The organism is Micromonospora sp. NBC_01392 (assembly GCF_045040125.1).
GTDB lineage: Bacteria > Actinomycetota > Actinomycetes > Mycobacteriales > Micromonosporaceae > Micromonospora.
The window spans coordinates 5,370,246-5,389,845 of record NZ_CP109549.1; the positions used below are offsets into that span (position 1 = coordinate 5,370,246).

At 74.6% G+C, this 19,600-nt stretch carries 17 protein-coding genes; 6 read left to right on the forward strand and 11 right to left on the reverse strand.

Features of this window, described 5'->3' with window-relative positions:
- Window positions 1-84: 84 nt before the first annotated feature.
- A complete protein-coding gene (locus OG767_RS22980; protein WP_405090458.1) occupies window positions 85-1,335 on the forward strand; it encodes an MFS transporter in 1,251 nt (416 codons plus the stop codon).
- On the opposite strand, the gene OG767_RS22985 is transcribed toward OG767_RS22980, so the two are convergent.
- From OG767_RS22985 to OG767_RS23030, 10 genes are all read right to left on the reverse strand, one after another.
- Window positions 1,298-2,431, reverse strand: a complete 1,134-nt coding sequence (locus tag OG767_RS22985; RefSeq protein ID WP_405090459.1) for a hypothetical protein — start codon at window positions 2,429-2,431, stop codon at window positions 1,298-1,300. The genes OG767_RS22980 and OG767_RS22985 overlap by 38 nt on opposite strands.
- Window positions 2,428-3,531: a glycosyltransferase family 4 protein gene (locus OG767_RS22990; protein ID WP_405090460.1), complete on the reverse strand. Its 1,104-nt coding sequence runs from the start codon at window positions 3,529-3,531 to the stop codon at window positions 2,428-2,430. The genes OG767_RS22985 and OG767_RS22990 overlap by 4 nt, the downstream gene beginning before the upstream one ends.
- Window positions 3,532-3,551: 20 nt before the next feature.
- Window positions 3,552-4,667, reverse strand: a complete 1,116-nt coding sequence (gene trpS, locus OG767_RS22995) for a tryptophan--tRNA ligase (protein ID WP_405094281.1) — start codon at window positions 4,665-4,667, stop codon at window positions 3,552-3,554.
- Between the two features lie 101 nt (window positions 4,668-4,768).
- Complete coding sequence (locus OG767_RS23000; protein ID WP_405090461.1) at window positions 4,769-6,337, reverse strand: asparagine synthetase B family protein; 1,569 nt, start codon at window positions 6,335-6,337, stop codon at window positions 4,769-4,771.
- Window positions 6,325-7,266, reverse strand: a complete 942-nt coding sequence (locus OG767_RS23005) for a hypothetical protein (protein WP_405090462.1) — start codon at window positions 7,264-7,266, stop codon at window positions 6,325-6,327. The genes OG767_RS23000 and OG767_RS23005 overlap by 13 nt, the downstream gene beginning before the upstream one ends.
- Complete coding sequence (locus OG767_RS23010; protein ID WP_405090463.1) at window positions 7,263-8,213, reverse strand: NAD-dependent epimerase/dehydratase family protein; 951 nt, start codon at window positions 8,211-8,213, stop codon at window positions 7,263-7,265. The genes OG767_RS23005 and OG767_RS23010 overlap by 4 nt, the downstream gene beginning before the upstream one ends.
- On the reverse strand, window positions 8,213-9,163 hold the full coding sequence (locus OG767_RS23015; protein WP_405090464.1) for an ornithine cyclodeaminase family protein: 951 nt from the start codon (window positions 9,161-9,163) through the stop codon (window positions 8,213-8,215). The genes OG767_RS23010 and OG767_RS23015 overlap by 1 nt, the downstream gene beginning before the upstream one ends.
- Window positions 9,160-9,672: a MaoC family dehydratase gene (locus OG767_RS23020; protein WP_405090465.1), complete on the reverse strand. Its 513-nt coding sequence runs from the start codon at window positions 9,670-9,672 to the stop codon at window positions 9,160-9,162. Before OG767_RS23020 ends, OG767_RS23015 begins: the two co-directional genes overlap by 4 nt.
- Window positions 9,669-10,535, reverse strand: coding sequence for an HpcH/HpaI aldolase/citrate lyase family protein (locus OG767_RS23025; protein ID WP_405090466.1), 867 nt, complete (start codon window positions 10,533-10,535; stop codon window positions 9,669-9,671). Before OG767_RS23025 ends, OG767_RS23020 begins: the two co-directional genes overlap by 4 nt.
- On the reverse strand, window positions 10,532-11,848 hold the full coding sequence (locus OG767_RS23030) for an aminotransferase class I/II-fold pyridoxal phosphate-dependent enzyme (protein ID WP_405090467.1): 1,317 nt from the start codon (window positions 11,846-11,848) through the stop codon (window positions 10,532-10,534). The genes OG767_RS23025 and OG767_RS23030 overlap by 4 nt, the downstream gene beginning before the upstream one ends.
- A gap of 215 nt (window positions 11,849-12,063) precedes the next feature.
- On the opposite strand from OG767_RS23030, the gene OG767_RS23035 reads away from it, so the two are divergent.
- From OG767_RS23035 to OG767_RS23050, 4 genes are all read left to right on the forward strand, one after another.
- Window positions 12,064-12,651 (forward strand): NUDIX hydrolase, encoded by a 588-nt coding sequence (locus OG767_RS23035; RefSeq protein WP_405090468.1) that lies wholly within the window; start codon window positions 12,064-12,066, stop codon window positions 12,649-12,651.
- A 72-nt stretch (window positions 12,652-12,723) separates the two neighbouring features.
- On the forward strand, window positions 12,724-14,565 hold the full coding sequence (locus tag OG767_RS23040) for a PP2C family protein-serine/threonine phosphatase (protein ID WP_405090469.1): 1,842 nt from the start codon (window positions 12,724-12,726) through the stop codon (window positions 14,563-14,565).
- Window positions 14,566-14,635: 70 nt separating this feature from the next.
- Window positions 14,636-15,502 carry an aldo/keto reductase gene (locus tag OG767_RS23045; RefSeq protein ID WP_405090470.1) on the forward strand — a complete coding sequence of 289 codons (867 nt, stop codon included), beginning with the start codon at window positions 14,636-14,638 and terminating at the stop codon, window positions 15,500-15,502.
- 70 nt (window positions 15,503-15,572) lie between these two features.
- Window positions 15,573-17,153 carry a GMC family oxidoreductase gene (locus OG767_RS23050; RefSeq protein ID WP_405090471.1) on the forward strand — a complete coding sequence of 527 codons (1,581 nt, stop codon included), beginning with the start codon at window positions 15,573-15,575 and terminating at the stop codon, window positions 17,151-17,153.
- A gap of 45 nt (window positions 17,154-17,198) precedes the next feature.
- Here the strand turns inward: OG767_RS23050 and OG767_RS23055 are convergent, their stop codons facing one another.
- Window positions 17,199-18,020: a lipase family alpha/beta hydrolase gene (locus tag OG767_RS23055; protein ID WP_405090472.1), complete on the reverse strand. Its 822-nt coding sequence runs from the start codon at window positions 18,018-18,020 to the stop codon at window positions 17,199-17,201.
- Window positions 18,021-18,234: 214 nt separating this feature from the next.
- Between OG767_RS23055 and OG767_RS23060 the strand changes: the two genes are divergently transcribed.
- Window positions 18,235-19,587, forward strand: a complete 1,353-nt coding sequence (locus OG767_RS23060) for a pentapeptide repeat-containing protein (protein ID WP_405090473.1) — start codon at window positions 18,235-18,237, stop codon at window positions 19,585-19,587.
- Window positions 19,588-19,600: the final 13 nt, after the last annotated feature.

Sequence of the window (19,600 nt, forward strand, 5' to 3'; positions counted from 1 at the left end):
GTGGCCGGATTGCCAACCCCGCACGACCCCTATCCGGCAGCGACGGGAGCCGATGTCCGGCCCGCCGGCCGGTAGGCTCGCCCGGTGGTGCCCTTCCCCGTTTTCTGGTGCTTCGCCCTGCTGTCCAACACCGCGGCGTCGGCCCAGTGGGTGAACATCGCCTGGGCGCTGGGCGACAACCGCCTGCCGGCGGCGGTGCTCGCCGTGTGGCAGATCTCCGCGCTGTTGGGCACGATCCCCGGTGTGCTGCTGGGGGCGCGGGCGGCCCGCCGGCTCGGACACGTCCGTACCCTGGTGTGGTCGTCCGCGGTCGAGGCGGCGAGCTGTCTGGCGGTGGCCGTCGTCGCCTGGGACACCGGCGACGGGCTGTCCACCCGCCGGGCGCTGCTGGTGGCGGTCGTCTGCTCGGTCACGCCGTTCGCGGTCGGCTTCGGCGGCCCGTCCTGGCTGGCCCTGGTCGGCGCCTGGCCGGGCAGCGCGAGCCGGACCCGCCAGTTGCTGCTGGACAGCATCCAGTTCCAGCTCGGCCGCACCGCCGGGCCGCCGGTGGCGGCCCTCCTGATCGCCACCGTCGCCCATCCGGTGCCGGTCGCGGCGGTGGCCAACTCCGTCACGTTCCTCGCCGTCACGGTGATCATGCTGGCCGCGGCGCGTACGCCCGGCGTCGGGCCGCCGCCGCCCCGGCCGGCCGACGCGCCGACGGCCCGGCCCTCCTGGCGGCTGTTCGGCTCCACCGCCGTGCTCGCCGCCGCCGGATACGCGCTGGCCAGCGACACGTCCCGGCTCTACGTCGCACGCCTCATCCGGGCCGCCGACCTGCCCGCCGTGGTCTTCTCGGTGACCGTCTCGGTGGTGGCGCTCACCGCCGCCGGCGCGGCGGCCGTGGCCGCCCGGCGGCGGATACCGGACCGCCGGCTGGCCCAGCTCGGGCTCGGCCTGCTCGCCGTCGGCCTGCTCACCTGGGCGACCGCGAGCACGCTGGGCGTACCGGCCTGGATCGTCGGCGGGGCGCTGGTCGGCGCGTCGCTGCCGCTGGCGCACGCCGCGCTGACCTCGCTGGTGATGGGCGAGGCCGGCGACGCGGACCAGGCGACCGGGGCCGCGGTCACGATGGCGACGAACACCGGCGCGGTGGCGCTCGGCAGCACCGTGGTCGCTCCGCTGGTGAGCCCGCTCGGGCCGCTGGTGTTCCTGCCGCTGGCCGCCCTGGCGGTGATCGCGCTGGCCCGGGTGCGCCGCCGCTACCGGGCCGACGCCCCCGCGCCGCCGCCCGCCGTGCCGGTGCCGGCGGGCGGCGTCAGCGCCGGAGGCAGTCCGCCAGGTCGGCCGCGATGACCGCGGCGCCGCTGACCGGGGCGCGCAGCGCCGCGGGGAGCGGCCGGTCCCGCTGGTCGGGGTGCCGCCACGCCTCGGCGAGCGCCGCGCCGAAGGCCGGATCGGGCAGCACCCGCTCGTTGAGGTCGTGCACCGCCCGGACCCCGTCGCCCTCGGGGAGGTCGGCCCCGATCGGGCGGTACGCGTCGTCCAGCACCCGCCAGGCGGGGCCCAGCTCCGTGCCGTGGTGGCGCAGCAACCGGCGCAGGTTGAGCACCTGCGAGTAGTTCTCCGGCGGCAGCGGCAGCATCGGACGGCCGAGCTGGGCCAGCTCCAGGATCGTGGTCAGCCCCGGGGGTGCCAGGACCGCGCCGGCCCGCCGGAACAACGCGAGCGCCGCGTCGTGGCTGAGCGAACGGGCGTCGACCTCGGCGAAGAGGTCACCGAACCGGTCGATGGCGCCCGCGCTGGTGAGCACCACCGGCGGGCCCGCCGACGCGTCGGCGACCAGGCGCAGCACCTGCGCGAGGTAGACGTGTTGGCTGCCCGGGTACGGGTTGAGCAGGCCACCGAGGCTGGCCACCCACGGCGCCCCGGCCCGGTCCGCCGGCCCGGCGTCGGTCGGCTCCGGCCCGACGTCGGTGATCGGCGGGACGGCCCGGACGTTCGGCACCCCGGTGCGGGCCATCACCTCGACGGAGTCGAAGAGATCCTGCACCCAGTAGCGGCGCACCGACCGGATGCCGGGGAAACCGGCGAACGAGTCCGGCCGCCACATGTAGGCCAGGCTGTCGACGCAGAACACCGGCAGCTCCGGGGCCAGGCGGGCGGCCAACGGCCGGTGCATCACCACGATCATCGCGTCCAGGGTCGGCCGCAGCTCACCGCCGACCTGCTCGGCCTCGTGGACGCTGCCGGTGTCCACGACCCGGGCCGGCAGCCCGGTGCGCCGGAGCAGCTCCAGTCCGAGGCCGCTGGACACGAACGTCCAACGCACCCCGTCGCCGAGCCGCCGGTGGACCGCCTGGGCGACGGCGACGGCCTTGCTCGCCGGCCCGTAGCCGAACGGCAGCGCGTACAGCCCGAGTCGCAGCGGCGTACCGCCCGGGCCGCTCATCCGATCGTCCCGGGCGTCCGGGCGGGCACCGGGGCGCCGGCGCCGACCGGGTCGGGACCACCACCGAGGCTGCGCAGCAGCGCCCGGAGCGAGCGGTCGAGGCTGAACCGCTCGGCGACCCAGGCCCGGCTGCCCGCCGGCACCTCCGGCGCGTCCAACGCGTCCCGCACCGCTGCGGTAAGCGCGTCGAGGTCACCCACGGGCACCGCGACGGCCGCCGGCCCGACGGTCTCCGGCAGGCCCGCGTCGGCGTACACGACCGTCCGCGTGCCGCTGGCCTGCGCCTCGATGGAGACCATGCCGAACGGCTCGCCGACCGACGGCAGGACCACCGCCGAGGCCGCCGCGAACAGGCCGGCCACCTCGGCGGGGGACGACGGCGGCGGGACCAGTCGGACGCCGGGCAGCCGGCGCAGCCGGTCCCGGAACCCGGCGGTCTCCGGGTCGAGCACGCCGGGGGTGACGTCGGTGACCCGCAGCTCCACCCCGAGACGACCGGCGACCGTCGCCGCGTCGGCCAGGCCCTTGTTCGCGACGAGTCGTCCCGCCCACACCACGTGCCGCCCCTTCTCGACGCGGGGCTGCCCGACGAACTCCGCCGCCACGAACGGGGTGACGACGTCCACCCCGGCGGCGACCTCGGCCTCGATCAGCCCGGCCAGCCACCGCGAGCAGGCCTGCCGCGACGGCGCGCCGGCGATGGCGGCGCGCAGCGCCCCGGGGTCGGCGGCGGGCGGCCACACCCGGCCGGGCGTGAAGCACGGCGGATTGTGCATCATCAGGCCGGCCTGGGGGAGGTACGGCAGCCAGTGCGCCTCCTGGTGCAGCGAGACGAGATCCATCCCGGCCACCACCTCGGCGGCCTCCGCCGGGCTGCCCACCGCGTGCTTGCGGACCCCGGCCAACCGGTGCGCGTGCGCGGCGAACGCCTCGTCGAGGTCGTCGGGCACCGTGTCGTAGACGGCGACGACGTGCACGTCGTAGCGTCCGTTGAGCGCCTGCGCCCAGCCGGCCATGACGTTGGAGATGCCCCCTACCCGGAAGCCGGACGGGTAGTGGCCCATGCTGACGAACGCGATCGATCCGGTCGAAGTGTGCACCGGGTCCCCTCCCCGAGGGCTCAGTAGACCATCCCCATGGCGTCGCGGACCTCGGCCAGCGTGGCGTCGCCGACCTCGTTCGCCCGACGGTTGCCCTCGGCCAGGATCGACCGCAGGTAGCCCTCGTCGGCGGCCAGCTCCGCGCGCCAGCTGCGGATCGGGGCGAGCCGTTCGTTGACCGCCTCGGTGACCACGGCCTTCAGCCCCGCGGCGCCGGCGCCGGCCAGTTCGTCGGCGATGGCCTCCGGCGACCGGCCGCTGCTGAGCGCGGCGAGCAACAGCAGGTTGGCCACCTCGGGGCGACGTTGCGGCTCCCAGGTGATCGTCCGCTCGCTGTCCGTGACGGCCCGGCGGATCAGCTTGGCCGTGACGTCGGCGCTCATCGCCAGCTCGATCGCGTTGCCCCGGGACTTGCTCATCTTCTGCCCGTCCACGCCGAGGATGCTCACCGCCTCGGAGAGCAGGGCGTCCGGGCGGGGGAACACGGCGTGCCGCTTGTCGGCCCGGCCGTAGATCTCGTCGAACCGGCGGGCCACCACCCGGGTCTGCTCGACGTGCGGCAACTGGTCCTTGCCCACCGGCACCAGGTTGGCCTTGCAGAACAGGATGTCGGCGGCCTGGTGCACCGGGTAGGTCAGCATCAGCCCGGACATGGGCCGACCGTTCGTCGCCGCGAGCTCCGCCTTCACCGTGGGGTTGCGGCGCAGCTCGGCGTCGGTGACCAGGGCGAGGAACGGCAGCATCAACTGGTTGAGCGCCGGCACGGCGGAGTGGGTGAAGATGGTGCAGCGGCGCGGGTCGAGCCCCACCGCCAGGTAGTCGGTGACCAGCGACAGGACCCGCTCCCCCACCGGGCCGACCGCGTCCCGGTCGGTGATGACCTGGTAGTCGGCGATGATGACGAACGTCTCCACCCCCGCGTCCTGCAACCGCACCCGGTTCTCGAGCGAGCCGAACAGGTGACCGACGTGCAGCCGGCCGGTGGGCCGGTCGCCGGTCAGCACCCGGAATCGGGACGGGTCCTCGCGCAACTCCTGCTCGATCGCCAGCGACCGCTTACGGGCTGCCGCGAGGGAGGCGTTGTCCGACCCGCCGTCGGCCGGATCGTCCGGACCCGCCGCGGCCGGTGGGTCCATCAGCGAGCTGTCCTGCGCAGCGTGCATGAAACGGCAAGCCTCTCTCGTCACCGACGGCTGGGCGCGCCGTCCGTCCCTTTCGTACCGGGAATTGTAGGTGTTCAATCGACCGCCGGACCGGACGACCCGAGCGCCGCGAGGAAGTCCGCCCGGGTGTAGGCGCCGTGGCGCAGGGTGCGCCGGAGCAGCCCTCGACGGACCAGACCCCGGTAGTCGGCGCTCAGGTCGGGAAAGCGCTCGCTCCAGCGCTGCCACAGGTAGGCGGCGGTGCGCAGGCCGTACCCCTGCATCTCCGGCGCGGCCTGGAGGAAGGCGGCGGCCTCCGGCTGCTCGAACAGCTCGGCCAGGTCCGCGCCGGTGATCCGGCCGGCCGCGAAGCGTCCGACGGCGTGCAGGTACCCGGCGCCGTCGGGGAACGGCATCTTGACCCGGTGCGCCAGGTGGGACGGGAGGAACTCCTCCGCGACCTCCCGGAGCGCGACCTTCTGCCGCACCGGCCGCACCGAACGGTCGATCTTGCGGTCCGGCGGCAGGGCCCGCGCGTGGGCGATCACCGCCGAGTCGAGGTACGGCACCCGCGCCTCGACGTGGTGCGCCATGGCGCAGCGGTCCAGCCGCAGGCACTCCCGCGCGCCCAAGTCCTGCTGCTCGAACCGCATCCACGGCTCGACCATGGCCGGTGGCAGGTCGGCGTAGAAGCCGTAGCCGCCGAACAGCTCGTCCGCGCCCTCGCCGGAGAGCAGCACCTTGACCCCGGCGGCGTGGGCGAGGCGGGCGGTGAGCCAGGTGCCGACGCCGCCGAGCACGGTGAAGACGTCCGGGCTGACCGTGTGCGTGACGACGGCGTCGAGCAGGTCGGGGATCTCCGTCTCGTCGAAGATCACCTCATGGTGGTCGGCGCCCAGGTGTTCCGCCACCTCCCGCGCCGCGTCGAGGTCGGGGCTGCCCTCGATGCCGGCGGTGAAGGTGCTGACCCGGCCGGCCTCCCGGGCGGCGATCGCGGTCAGCAGCGAGCTGTCCAGGCCGCCGCTGAGCATGCAGCCCCACCGCACCTCGGTCGGGATCTGGTCCCGTACGGCGGTCACCACCAGGTCCCGCAGCGTCCCCTCGCGCGGGCGGGGCTCGATGGCGACGACCTCCCCGCGCGAGGACCACACGGTCCCCGGGGCCACCCGGCAGGCGAGCGGTCGCAGCTCGGCCGGAATGGTCTCCGGGGTGCTGCTGACGAACGTGGACCCGCCCCCGCGCGCCACGTACAGCGGCTTGATCCCGATGCCGTCCACCGCCACCACCAGGACGTCCTGCTCCACGTCGTAGAGGCAGACCGCGTACATGCCCTCCAGGTGGTCGGCGAAGCGCAGCCCGTACTTCTCGTAGAGGACGCCCACGACGTGGCCGTCGTTGCCCGACGGTGGGCGCACCCCCAGCTCGTCGAGGACCCGGCGATGGTTGTAGACGGCGCCGTTGAACGCCACCCAGGCCCGCCCGCCGGGCGAGCGCAGCGGCTGGTCCCCGTGCGCGACGTCGGTGATGGCGAGCCGGACCACCCCGAGGGTGAACCGCGGGTCGTCGAGCACGGCCGTCGCGTCCGGGCCGCGGTGGCGCATGCCGGCCAGGGCCGCCTCCACGGCGGCCCGGTCGGCGGGGAAGGCGGCAGCTATCCCGCACATGGGACCGTTCCCTCTCTCGTCTCCTCCGACCGGCGCCCCGACCCGCCGGTGATGGTCACGCCGGCCGCCGGCCGGCCGAGGTCGGCGACGAGGTGTCGCCGGCGGTGCAGGTAGTCGAGGTACCCGTCCAGGGCCGGCCCCTCGAAGGTCGGGACGACCACCAGCCGGGGCGGCGTGGGCCGGTGGACCAGGTGCCGCCGCAGCTTCGCCGAGACGGCGGCCTCCAGGGCGGCCAGTTCGTCGTCCCCCGGATCCCGCTCCGGCACGCGCAGGAAGAGCACGTCGTAGAGGAGGCCGAAGCGGAGGCTGCCGGTCAGGCAGTCCTGGAGCGACCGCGTCTTCGGCTCCACGAACCCGCCCGGCAGCTCGGAGAGGAGCGCGGTGGTCACCCGGGCGTTGGTCGGCGTGCCCAGCATGGACAGCGCCGGCAGCGCGTACGTGGTCAGCTCCTGGTCGAAGACCGTGCCACCGAGCTCCACGAACAGGTGGTCCGGACGACCCGCGTCGACCCAGGCCCGGTGCAGGGTGAGCAGGAAGAACCGGCTGAGGTGCGGTACGAAGCTGAGATGTTCCCAGTCGGTGCCGCCGAACTCGCGCAGGAACGAGAGCAGGACGTCGCCGCCGAGGATCTGGTTCGGCCAGCCCATCACGATGCCCGGCAGGAACCGCCGGTAGGTGGCCAGGTCGTCGTTCGGCGAGGGATGGTTGCCGCGCTCGTTGGTGTTGAGGATGCCGTCGAACTTGACCACCGTCGCCGGGCCGGGGGCGAGCGCGGCCAGCCGCGCCACCAGCTGACCCTTGCCGATGTCCGAACGTGGGTGCCCCAGCAGGACGAACACCTGGCAGCCGGCGAAGTCGACGTGCCGGAACGCCTCGTCCAGGCGGTCGGTGACCGGGGTCGGTTCGCTCAACGGCCAGGTGCCGGTCATCGGTCGGTTCCTTCCTGGACGGTCCGGGTGTGCGTGTCGACCCAGCCGAGCGCGCGGGCCCGGGTCACGTCGTACCGCAGGTCGCGGGTGGCGCGGCGGATCCCGTAGCGGAGGTTGGGCCACCGGGCGGGCCGGCCCCGGGCCCGGGCGGCGGACCAGGTCAGCAGACCCAGCGCCGCGTAGGCCGGCCGTGGCACGGGCAGCACCCGCAGGCCGGGCGCGTGCCGGCGGCACCAGGCGCGGGCGAACGGCAGCGCCGGCGCCGGTCGGACCGGCGCGGCGTGGTACACCGCCGGGCGACCGTCCTCCACCGCCCGCCGGACCAGGTCGGCGACGTCCGCCGTGTGGACGAACGGCAGATGGTTGCGGCCGGCGCCGACCAGCAGGCCGACCCGACCGACGGTACGGACGACCGGCGGGGTGCGGTCGTCGAAGAGGATCCCCGGGCGCACCACCACCAGGTTCACGCCGAGCCGTTCCGACGACTCGCGCAGCCGGCGCTCCAGCTCGATCTTCATCGCCGGGTACGGGTCCAGCACCTCGGCGACGTCGGCCGGTGACCGCGTCTCGGGCAGCGGATCCGTGCCGACGCCCGGGTCCAGCCCGTACACCATCACGCTGGACACCTGCACGAAGGTCCGGACCCCGTTCGCGTGTCCGTGCTCCATCAGCCGCAGCGCGGCGTCCAGGTTGTCCCGCCGGTAGTCGGCCGGCGGGTGCGGGGCGAACCGGAAGGCGCAGTGCACCACCGCGTCGACGTCCCGGGTGAGGTCCGCCGCCGTCGCCGGGTCCGCCGGCGTGCCCTGCCGCACCTCGACCCGCCGGCCCGGGACCGGTGTCACCGGACGCCGGTGCTTCAGGGCGCGGACGTCGTGCCCGGCGTCGGCCAGGGCCGCGACGCAGGCCCCACCCAGCCGGCCCGCGGCGCCGGTCACCAGGACGCGCATCAGCCGACCGCCACGCGGTCGCGGGCGAGGCGCAGCACGTGCCCGGCGGTCACCAGGTCGGCCCACGGGTCGCCGGTCGAGCTGAAGACGGTGGTGCGGGACGCCAGGTCGGCCGGGACGTCGGCGAGCAGCGTGCCGAGATCCGTCGCGTCCCGGTGCGCCGGGCCCGCCTCGGCCAGGGCCAGGTCGAGATCCTCCACCAGGACCAGGTGCTCCCGCAGCAGGTCGGCGGCGACCTCCCGGCGGTCCGCCGCGTGCGCGCCCATGCAGTTGACGTGCACCGGCCCGGCCGGCAGCCGGGTGACCAGCGGCTCGGCCGAGCCGGTCGCGGTGCAGATCACGTCGCGCCCGACGAGCACGTCGTCCGGCCCGTCGACGACCTCGACCGGGCACCCCGGGCCGACCAGGCCGACCGCCCACCTGGCGAACGCCTCGGCGTTCGCCGCGCGGCGGCTGGCGACCCGGACCGACGCGATCGGCCGTACCGCGCACATCCCCCGCAGTTGCTGCCGGGCCAGCACCCCGCTGCCGATCAGGCCGACGTGCAGCCGCCGGGAGGGGGTGCAGACGTCGGTCACCAGCGCGGTGACCGCGGCGCACCGCAGGTCGGTCACGGCCGCACCGTCCAGCACCGCCAGCGGTCGCCCGGTCCGGGTCGACATCACCACCGAGAGCGCGTGGATCGCGGGCTCCCCCGCCGGCCGGTCCGGCACCAGCGCGGCCAGCTTCGTGACGAAGAGACCGTCCCGGGCACTGACCGAGGGCATGACGCCGAACATCGCCGGCGGGTCCGCGGTGGTCACGGTGGTCCGCAGCGGCGTACGGGCGGCGGCGCGCCGACCCTCGGCGTACCCCTGGCGCAGTTCCTCGACCAGCGCGGGCAGGTCGGCCGCGTCGGTGACCGCGTCGCGGTCGAGCACCAACGGGACGAGACCGGTCTCCCCGCTCACGCCGCGCCGCTCCCGTCGGCGCACGGGATCAGCGCGCTGCGGGTGAAGGTCATGACCGGGGTGCCGTCGGACTTGAGCCCGCGGGTCCGGAACGTCACGACACCGGTGCCGGGGCGGGACCGGGAGAGGCGCTTGGCCACCACCTCGGACTCGGCGGTGAGGGTGTCGCCGACGAAGACCGGCGTGGTCAGGCGGATCTCCTCCCAGCCGAGGTTGGCCACCGCCCGCGCGCTGGTGCCGTTGGTGCTCATCCCACCGACGATGGCGAGCGTCACCAGGCTCGACACGACGGGACGGCCGAACTCGGTCTGCTCGGCGTAGGCGGCGTCGATGTGCAGGGGGTGGGCGTTGAGGCTGAGCAGCGACATCCAGATGTTGTCGGCGTCGGTGACGGTCCGGCCGGGTCGGTGCTCGATGACGTCACCGACGTCGAACTCGTCGTAGTAGAGGCCCCGGGACTCGCGGTACCGCCCCGGCGAGACCTCGGTGAAGGCGCGCGGCGGCCTCACCGCGACCGCCCCGCCCGCGCGAGCGTGCTCTCGGCCTGCCGCAGGAAGGGCGGCCCGAGCATCCGGCCGTCCATGGTGATGATGCTCGCGCCGGTGCGGCGGAACTCCCCCACGATCCGGTCGGCCCGGTGGACGTCGGCCGCGCTGGGCGTGAACACCTCGTTGATGGCGTCGACCTGGCCGGGGTGCACGGCCACCTTGCCGGTGTAGCCGAGGCCGGCGGCGCGACGGGCGTCGGACTCGAGCGCGGCGGCGTCGTCGAGGTCGAAGGTCGGCCCGTCCACCGCCTCGATCCCCGCCGAGCGCGCGGCCAGCGCGACCCGGGACCGGGCCATCAACAGGGGCTCCCACTCCATGGCGGTGCCGGTGTCGGCGCAGAAGTCGGCCGCGCCGAAGGTCAACGCCACGAGCCGGGGACGGGACCGGGCGACGGCCATCGCGTTCTCCAGCCCGGACGCGGTCTCCAGGATCGCCCAGAGCACGGTGTCGATCCCCGCGCCGGCCAGAACCTCGTCGACGAGTTCGACGTCGTGCGGCGACTCCACCTTCGGCAGCACGATCATGTCCGGGGCGGTCCGGGCGTCGAGCACCATGTGCAGGTCGCGAACGCCCTCGGGGGATCGGACCGGGTTGACCCGCAGGCTGTATCCGTCCGGCACCTCGGCCGGGTCGAGTAGGGCCACCGCCTGCCGCGCGCCGTGCTTGGCCTCTGCCGGCACGGAGTCCTCCAGGTCGAGCAGGTTGATGTCGGCGGCTCCCGAGGCGCTGCCGAGGAACCGTTCCATCCGGGTGGCCGGCGTGACGAGCAGGCAGCGACAGATCCCGCGGGACCGACTGCGGGGCACGCCCTCGACGAGGGTCATCTCGGGTCCCCGGCCGCCACGGCGCCGTCCGCCCCCACCAGGTGGGGCACCACCCAGTCGACGAGCAGGTCGACGAAGCGGCGCAGGTCGTCCTCGCCGAGGTTGGCCCGGATCATGACGCGTAGTCCCTCGCGGCCCCGGGAGGTCACCGGGAAGTAGACCGGCGCGCAGTAGAAACCCTCGTCCAGCAGCCTGCGGGACAGGTCCACGGCCAGGTCGCGGTCGCCCACCGGGAGCGCCCGCACCGGCAGGATGCTGCCGGCGGACTCGCTGGGCACCCGTGAGTCGAAGTAGTCGAGGTTGGCGCGCAGCCGGGTCTGCAGGACGTTCAGCTCCGGGCCGGCGTGCAGCCGGGCGGCGGCCAGGACGCTGCCCATGTTGGCGACGCTCGGGGACTGCGACCAACACATCGGCCCGGCGAACGTGTTGACCAGGGCGGGGTCGACGGAGTCCGGGAGCATCACCACGCCGCCGGAACACCCGAAGCCCTTCTCCAGCGATCCGGTGATGAGGGTCAGGTCGTTGAGCCGGTCCACCGCCGACCGGATGTAGCCCTCTCCCCGGTCACCCATGACGGAAATGGCGTGCGAATCGTCCATCCACAGGAAAAGGCCGTACCGGTCCTGGAGCTGCAACAGGCCGTCGAGATCCGCCAGGCCGCCCATGGAATAGGCGCCGTCGGCGACGTAGGCCACCCGCCCGTACTTCTTGCACGCGTCCTCGACGAAGTCGATGTCGTTGTGCGGGGCCACCAGCACGGGCGCCTCGTCGGCGCAGATCGGCTTCACGTAGTCCATGCAGAAGTGGCTGCGCTTGTCGAACACGGTGACCCGGGGACGGCCGTCGATGAGATGCCCCGAGGACACCAACGGAAGCAGTCCGGCGGTCGCCACGCTGCACGAGATCGCCAGCAGACACTGCGCCCGCCAGATCTCGGAGAGCTGGTCCTGGGCCTGCCGCAGCACCGACGGCCGCATCCGGGTGGGCGTGATGCCGAGGCCGACGCAACCCTGGTCGGTCAGGGCGTCGATCGCCCCCTGCACCACCGCGGGGTGCGTGTTCAGCCCGAGGTAGGAGTAGGAGCTGAGGTTGAGGAACGAGCGGCCCGTGTCCGGGTCGTGCAGGGTGCCGTCGGGCCGGCAGTCGAGGTGCAGGTTGATCAGGCCCCCGCTCTCCGCCTCGCGCCAGTTGCCCTGCGACAGACGCATCATCTTCGCGGTGTCGCGAAAACGGTGGGGACCTTCGGGAACGGCCGCGCCGGAATCGTCCGGCACCGTTTTCGCGGCAGTCTCCGCGACCGATGGACCGCTCATGCTCCCACTCCTTCAGGGGTAGTCGCGCACGAATATAGGGGTCGCGACGCACGCGATAAGGGTCGGCTATAGGGGTGCGAATTCAACACGTGCCGTCACGACCGCGGGAGGCACTCGAGATGCAATTACCATAAGGCCGGTGCCAGCGTATACGGGATTGAATGACGCGCAAGCATTGACTTGCGACAGTAGATCGGATAAGAGCGTTGACTAACATGACGAGTCACCGGGGTGACCCGCCGCCGGTCGCCGGCCCGCCGCGCCGCTGCGACAACACGAGCGTCGGCGTGCTGATCGCCGATCCGGCCGGGCGGCTGTTGTTGCTGCGCCGGGCCACCCCGCCGGTGGGCATGGCCCCGGTCGCCGGTCACGTGGACGACCACGGCACCCCGGCCGACGCGGCCCGCCAGGAGGTCGCCGAGGAGGTGGGCCTGACCGTCCGGACGCTGGACCTGGTGGCGGAGGGTTGGCGGCCCAACGCCTGCCGCCGGCCGGCCGGCCCGCGGGGCACGGGCCACCACTGGTTCCTCTACCGGGCGGTGGTCGCCGGAACCGTCCGGCCGGATCCGGCGGCGGCCCGCGAGGTCCGGTGGCACACCCCGGACGAGATCCAGAACCTCGTCCGGCGCACGGTGGCGTACGCGACCGGACACGTCACCGCGGAACTGTTCGCCGACGCGCCGGGCATCGAGCCGGTGTGGGTGCGGTTCCTCCACGACCTGGCGCTGGCGGACGCGCCGGCCGGGGATCTCGCCGCGGTGGACGCGCTCGCCCGTGGACGGGGCCCCGACCGGACGGCGTGACGATCGCCGCCAGGGCGGGCCGCTGGTACGTTTCGGGTACTGCCGACGTCCACGCCCGAGCGGAGGTTCCGGGTGAGCAGCACCGGACCCGACGACGCCCGGTGGCCGGACGTCCTCGACACCACCGGCGGGGACGCGGTCAGGGCGATCACGGAGCGCGACGGGACGGAGACCCCGCGATCGGCCGACCCCGCCGAACCGGACGCCGCCCGCGCCGAACTCGACGCCGCCCGCGCCGAACTGGCGGCCGCCCGCGCCGAACTGCGGCTGTTCCGCGTCCGGTCGGAGCAGGCGCTGCGGCGGGCCGAGGCGCTCGCCCGGCTGGCCGGCGCGCTCAGCTCGGCCCGGGGCCGGGACGCCATCGTCGAGGTGGTGACCACGGTGGCCCCGGCCGTGGTGGACGCCACCACGCTGCGGGTGGCGATCGCCCTGCCCGGCCGAACCGTGCTCGACGTGGCCGGCGCCGGCGTGTCGCCCGAGCGGCTGCCGGTCGACGCCGACGTCCCGCTGGCCCGGGCGGTACGCGACAACGCGGCGCTGCCGCTGGGCGACGGCCGGGCCACCGGGGTCTGCCTGCCGCTGCGGGACGGCGACGGCGGCGCGCTCGGCGTGCTGGAGGTGCGCTGGGCCGACCCGGTCGCCGACGACGAGGCGCTGCACAGTCTCCTCGACGCGGTGGCCGCGCTGTGCAGTCAGGCGCTGCAACGGGCCGAGCTGACCGGCTCGGCGCAGGCGATGGCCGGGTTCGCGGCCCGGTTGAGCATGACCCGGTCCACCACCGAGGCGATCGCGGTGATCCTGGACGCCGCCACCACCGCGTTCGGCGCGGAGCTGCCCGGCCTGGCCATGCGGGACGAGGGCCGCCGGGTCCGGCTCTGGTACCACGACGACGTGCCGGGCGAGCTGGCCGCCACGTTCCGCGACCTGACCGTCGACGACCCGCGCCCGATCGTCCGCGCGCTGCGCCACGGGGAACGCATCGTGCTGCGCGACCGCGCCGACTTCGCCTCCCGGTTCCCCGGCCTGCCCGATGCGGTCGGCCGGCACGGCATGGTGACCACCGTGGCGCTGCCGCTGTTCGGCGCCGAGCGCCGCCCGATCGCCGCGCTGGGCTTCGGCTGGCGGCGGGAGCGCCCGCTGCGGGACAGCGACCTGGCGCTGCTGGACACCGTCGCCGACCTGTGCGAGCAGACGCTGGAGCGGGTCCGGTTGGCCGCCGCCGAGCACAACCTGGTGACCCGGCTGGCCGGCCGGCTGCGCAGTTCCTCGCTGACCACGCCGAAGGGCCTGGAGGTGGCCACCCGCTACCGGCCGGCGATGAGCGGCCTGCACCTCGGCGGCGACTGGTACGACCTGGTCCGGCAGGACGGCGACCGGCTGGCCGTGGTGGTCGGTGACGTGGTCGGGCACCAGGTCGAGGCCGCCGCCGACATGGCCCAGCTACGTACCGTGCTGAACACGCTGATCCGGATGGGCGTGCCGCTGGAGGAGGTGTTCCTCCGGCTCACCGAGCTGCTCGGCGTCGGGTTCCTGGGCACCTGCCTGGTCGTGGTGGTCGATCCGGCGGCCCGCGTGGCGCACGTGGCCCGGGCCGGGCACCCGCACCCGGTGGTGCTGCCGGCCGGGCGGCCGCCGCGCACCGTGCAGACCGCCAACGCGATGCCGCTGGGCATGGTCGACCGGCCGATGACGATCACCACTGTCGCGTTCCGTCCCGGGGACGTGCTGGTCGCGTACACCGACGGGCTGGTGGAGCGGCGCGGCCAGCCGTACGACGAGGGCGTCGCGGCGCTGCACCGGTCGCTGACCGCGGTGCGGGACGAGCCGGTGGAGGCGATCGCGGACGCGCTCCTGCACGACCTGGCCGGCTCGGAGGACGACCAGGCGCTGGTGGTGCTGCGACACCTCGGTTGAGCAGGCTTCGGCGGCCCGGTTCGGGGAATGATCCTCGGGTCGGCGGACCACCCACCTCAGGAGGACCATGATGGCCACCAGCAACCAGCCCGCCAAGGCGTCGGGCAGCTACCGGATCGGCGGTGACCTGCGGGTCGACCGTCTCGGCTACGGGGCGATGCAGCTCACCGGCCCGGGCGTCTGGGGCGACCCGAAGGACCCGGCGGAGGCGGTGCGGGTGCTGCGCCGCGCGTACGAGCTGGGGGTGACGTTCATCGACACCGCCGACTCGTACGGGCCGTTCGTGAGCGAGCTGCTGATCCGGGAGGCGCTGCACCCGTACGCCGACGACCTGGTGATCGCCACCAAGGCCGGGCTGACCCGTTCCGGCCCGGGCGACTGGCGGCCGGTGGGGCGCCCGGAGTACCTGCGCCAGCAGTGCGAGCTGAGCCTGCGCCACCTGGGCCTGGAGGCGATCCCGCTCTACCAGCTGCACCGGATCGACGCGCAGGTGCCGCTCGCCGACCAGCTCGGTGAGCTGGCGCTGCTCAAGCAGGAGGGCAAGATCCGGCACATCGGGCTCTCCGAGGTGACGGTGGAGCAGATCGAGGCGGCGCGGGCGATCACCCCGATCGTGTCCGTGCAGAACCTCTACAACCTGGCCGACCGCAGCGCCGAGGACGTGCTGACCCACTGCGAGCGCAACGACCTGGCGTTCATCCCCTGGTTCCCGATCGCCACCGGCAACCTGGCCCGGCCGGGCGGTCCGCTGGACGCGATCTCGACCGGGCACGGCGCCAGCCCCGCGCAGCTCGCCCTGGCGTGGCTGTTGCGCCGGTCGCCGGTGATGCTGCCGATTCCGGGTACGTCGTCGGTGGCGCACCTGGAGGAGAACGTCGCGGCGGCCGAGGTGGAGCTGACCGACGACGAGTACGAGGCGCTGGCGAAGGCGGCCTGAAACCCGACACTTGCCAACGGTGATCGAGAAACTACTGTCAGAAGGATTCTCGCGAGTGGGGGTCCTCTCAGTGGTGGAATTCGATTACGTCGTGGTCGGCGCCGGCGCGGCCGGGTGTGTGCTGGCCGACCGGCTGACCGAGGACCCGGGCACCCGGGTGCTGCTGGTCGAGGCGGGCGGCTGGGACCGTAGCCCGTTCGTGCGGGTGCCGAAGGCGTTCTCCCGGCTGATGGACGACCCGCGTACCGCCTGGCACTACCCGGCGGCCACCGGGCCGGGCCGGCGGGAGACGTGGCAACGGGGCCGGATGATCGGCGGCTCGACGTCGGTCAACGGCATGATCTGGAGCCGCGGCGCGGCCCGGGACTGGGACACGCTGGCGCCGCTGGGCTGGGGCTGGTCGACGATGCGGCAGGTGTTCCAGCGGGTGGAGGACCATCCGCTGGGGCCGGCGCCGCACCGGGGCGTCGGCGGGCCGGTGCGGCTCTCCGTCGCCACCGGCACCGACCCGCTCGCCGAGGAGATGGTGGCGACCGGCGTCGAGCTGGGCTGGCGTCGGGTGGACGACCTGGACGCCGACGACGACGAGCGGATCGGCTACCCGACCGCGACCATCCACGCCGGCCGTCGGGTCAGCGCCGCCGACGCGTTCCTGCACCCGGCGCGGCGCCGACCGAACCTGACCGTCGTGGTCGACGCCGTGGTGCTGCGCGTGCTGGTCGAGGGCGGCCGGGCGGTCGGCGTACGGGTGGCGCACCGGGGCCGGGAGGTCGAGCACCGGGCGGCCGGGGCGGTGGTCCTCGCCGCCGGCGCGCTGGCCACCCCGGCGCTGTTGCAGGTCTCCGGCATCGGGCCGGCCGACACGTTGCGCGCCGCCGGCGTGCCGGTCCTGCTCGACCGTCCCCGGGTGGGCGCCGGCCTGCGGGAGCACCGGTCGATCGCGTTGCAGTACCGGCTCGCCGAGCCGGGCGGCTACAACGCCCGGCTGGCGAGCCCGCTCGGGCAGGCCGGCGCCACGCTGCGCTGGCTGCTCACCCGGGGCGGGCCGCTGGCGCTGCCGGTGCTCGACGTCGCGGCGCACGTGAAGTCCCGGCCCGATCTGGACCGGCCGGACGGCCACCTGCTGATGGCGCCGTTCTCGGCCGCCCCGCCCCGCCCCGGCCGGGCGCTGGAGCTGGAGCGGGAGCCGGGCGTGATGTGCCTGGGCACGGTGACCCGGCCGGACAGCGAGGGCAGCCTCACCGTCACCGACGCCGATCCACGCGTCCCGCCGGCGATCGTGGCGAACTACCTGACCACCGAACCGGACCGACGGACGGCGGTGGACCTGTTCCGCCGGATGCGGGAGTTCTTCGCCACCGGGCCGATCGCCAAGCGGCTCCAGGTCGAGACCGTCCCCGGCCTGACGACGCGGACCGACGAGGAGATCGTCGAGGCGGCGGTGGCGCACGGCTACTGCGGCTATCACGCGGTCGGCACCTGCGCCATGGGCGCGGACGACGACCACGTGGTCGACCCCGAGCTGCGGGTACGCGGCGTCGACGGGCTGCGGGTGGTGGACGCGTCGGTGCTGCCGGCGATGGTGGCGGGCTGGACCAGCGCGCCGGTGACGGCGCTGGCCTGGCGGGCCGCCGACCTGATCCGGGGGTGAGCGCGGTCGGGCCGGGCCCACCCCGGGGGGGCGGGCCCGGGCGGCTCAGACCGCGAAACAGTTGGGCCGGATCGCGACGCCGGCCAACGCCTGCCGCACCGCCGTGTAGGTGGTGCCGTCGAGCACCAGACCGAGGTGGCCGACCACCCGCAGCGGGCACCACGCCTGCACCAGCACGTTCGTCGCGCCGTCGGCGAGCACCGCGTTGTCGACCGGACGCACCAGCTCGTCCTGCCAGGTGCGCAGCGTGGTCCAGCGGACCGGTCCCGGGGTGTCGTCGCCGGAGTTCAGGTCGGCCAGGAAGCTCGACCCGATGGTCATCTGCTGGCAGGCCACGATGCCGGCGCAACTGCCCAGCCCGACGACGGCGAGGATGTTGGCGACGTACGTGCCGTACTGCGGGCTGCCGAGGCTGACGTACTGGTCGACCGCGGCGGCGCCGCCGAGGAACTTGACGTACCAGCGGCTCACCAGCCCGCCCTCGGAGTGGGTGACCAGGTCGACCCGGCTCGCGCCGGTGGCGGCGCGGACCTGGTCCACGTAGGACGACAGGGCCCGGGCGGACTCGCGGATGTCGCCGAAGCCGAGGTTCGGCAGCTGGTAGATGGAGACCCGGTAGCCGTCGGCGCGCAGCCGGGCGGCGATCGGCTCGTACGCGATGGAGACGCCGATCAGGCCGCCGACCACGATCACCGGGTCGGCTGCCGCGGCGGCGGCCCGCTCGGCGGCGGTGACGGTGCTGGCCGGGGCGGCGGGGGCGGTGACCGCGTCCGGCGCGGCGGGTGGCGCGGCGGCGTGGGCGGCGGTGGCCGGGACGAGCAGCGCGGTGGCGGTGACGGTGGCGGCCAGGATCGTTCGGAGCAGCATGGGCTGCACCTCCGATGGGAGGGGCACCCGGCGGGAACCGGGCGGGGCGGGTGGGGTCCGATCGATCGTGGGAACGATGATGCGTGTCTGATTTCACACACGTCAATGAAAAGTTACGCGCCGGTAACCAGTTGTTCCACCTGGCGCACGAACCGGCATTCGGGACGGGGCCGGTGCCCCCACCGCCCGGGGCCGCGATGGCATGCTGGGCGCCGTGTCCACCCCACCACCGCCGCCGGAGAAGCCGCTGCGGGTGATGCCCTGGTGGTCGGCGCTGCTCGGGCTGTTGCTGGCCGTGCTGCTCGGCTGGCTGGTGCTGGACTGGCTGCTCGCCGAGGCCGACCGGGCCGGCCAACCCGACACCCGGGCCACGCTGCGCGTCGACGCCATCCGCACCGGCCTCACCGTGGTCGCCGGCACCGGCGGCGGGGTGGCGCTGCTGTTCGCCGCCCGTCGACAGTGGATCAGCGAACGCGGCCAGCGGCACCAGGAGGCGGTCGCCGCCCGCGACCAGACGCACCGCGACCGGGTGCAGGCGCACGCCGAGGTGGTCGCCGAGACCGCCGCCCGCCACCAGGACCGGCAGGCCACCGCCGTCGAGCACGACGCCGCCGAACGGCGGCTCACCGAGCTGTACGTCCGGGCCATCGAGCTGATCGGCAGCGACCACCCGGCGGTCCGCCTCGGCGGCCTGCACGCCCTGGAACGGCTCGGTCAGGACAACCCGGCGCAGCGCCCGACAACCGTGGCGGTGATCTGCGCGTACCTGCGGATGCCGGCGCCCGACGACAGGCGCGAGACCGAGGTGCGGCGGACCGCGCAACGGATGCTGACCCGGCACCTGCGCGCGGACCAGGACGGCTGGTGGCCGGGCATCGCGCTGGACCTGACCGGCGCCCGGCTGGACAACTTCGACGCCGCCGGCTGCACGCTCGTGGACCTCGACCTCACCGGCGCGGTCTGCACCGGCACCACCAGCTTCGCCGGCGCGGTCACGCACGGCCGGCTGCGGCTGACCGCCGAGTTCGCCGACGTCGTCCTCGACGACCTCACCGGCGACGCCGAGATCGTCCTCGACGACGCCCGTCTCACCGGTCGGGTGAGCTTCGAGCGGGCCGACCTCGGCGGCGCGCTGTCCTGCCGGGGCGCGAGCCTCGGACCGGTCTCGTTCCGGGACGCCACGGTGCGGCAGCCGATCAGCTTCGACCGGGCCAGGTTCACCGACAGCGCCAGCTTCCGGGAAACGGTCTTCCTCGGCGGGGTGTCCATGGAGCACACCACGTTCGTCGGGTACGCCGGCTTCCACCGGGCGCGCTTCGCCGACATGGCGTTGTTCCGCTGGACCGAGTTCGGCGCGGAGGCGTGGTTCGAGGGCGCCCGTTTCGAGGGCGCGGCCAACTTCGGCCGGGCCGTGTTCCACGGGCGGGCCCGCTTCGAGGGCGCGACACTGGCCCGCCGGGCACTGGTCGACCAGGCCCGCGCCTCGACATCGGTCACCCACGTCTGGCCACCCGGCACCGCCGTCACCCGCCGCGACGACGACTGGCTGCTGCTGACCGACCCGTGACGCCCGCCCCGGC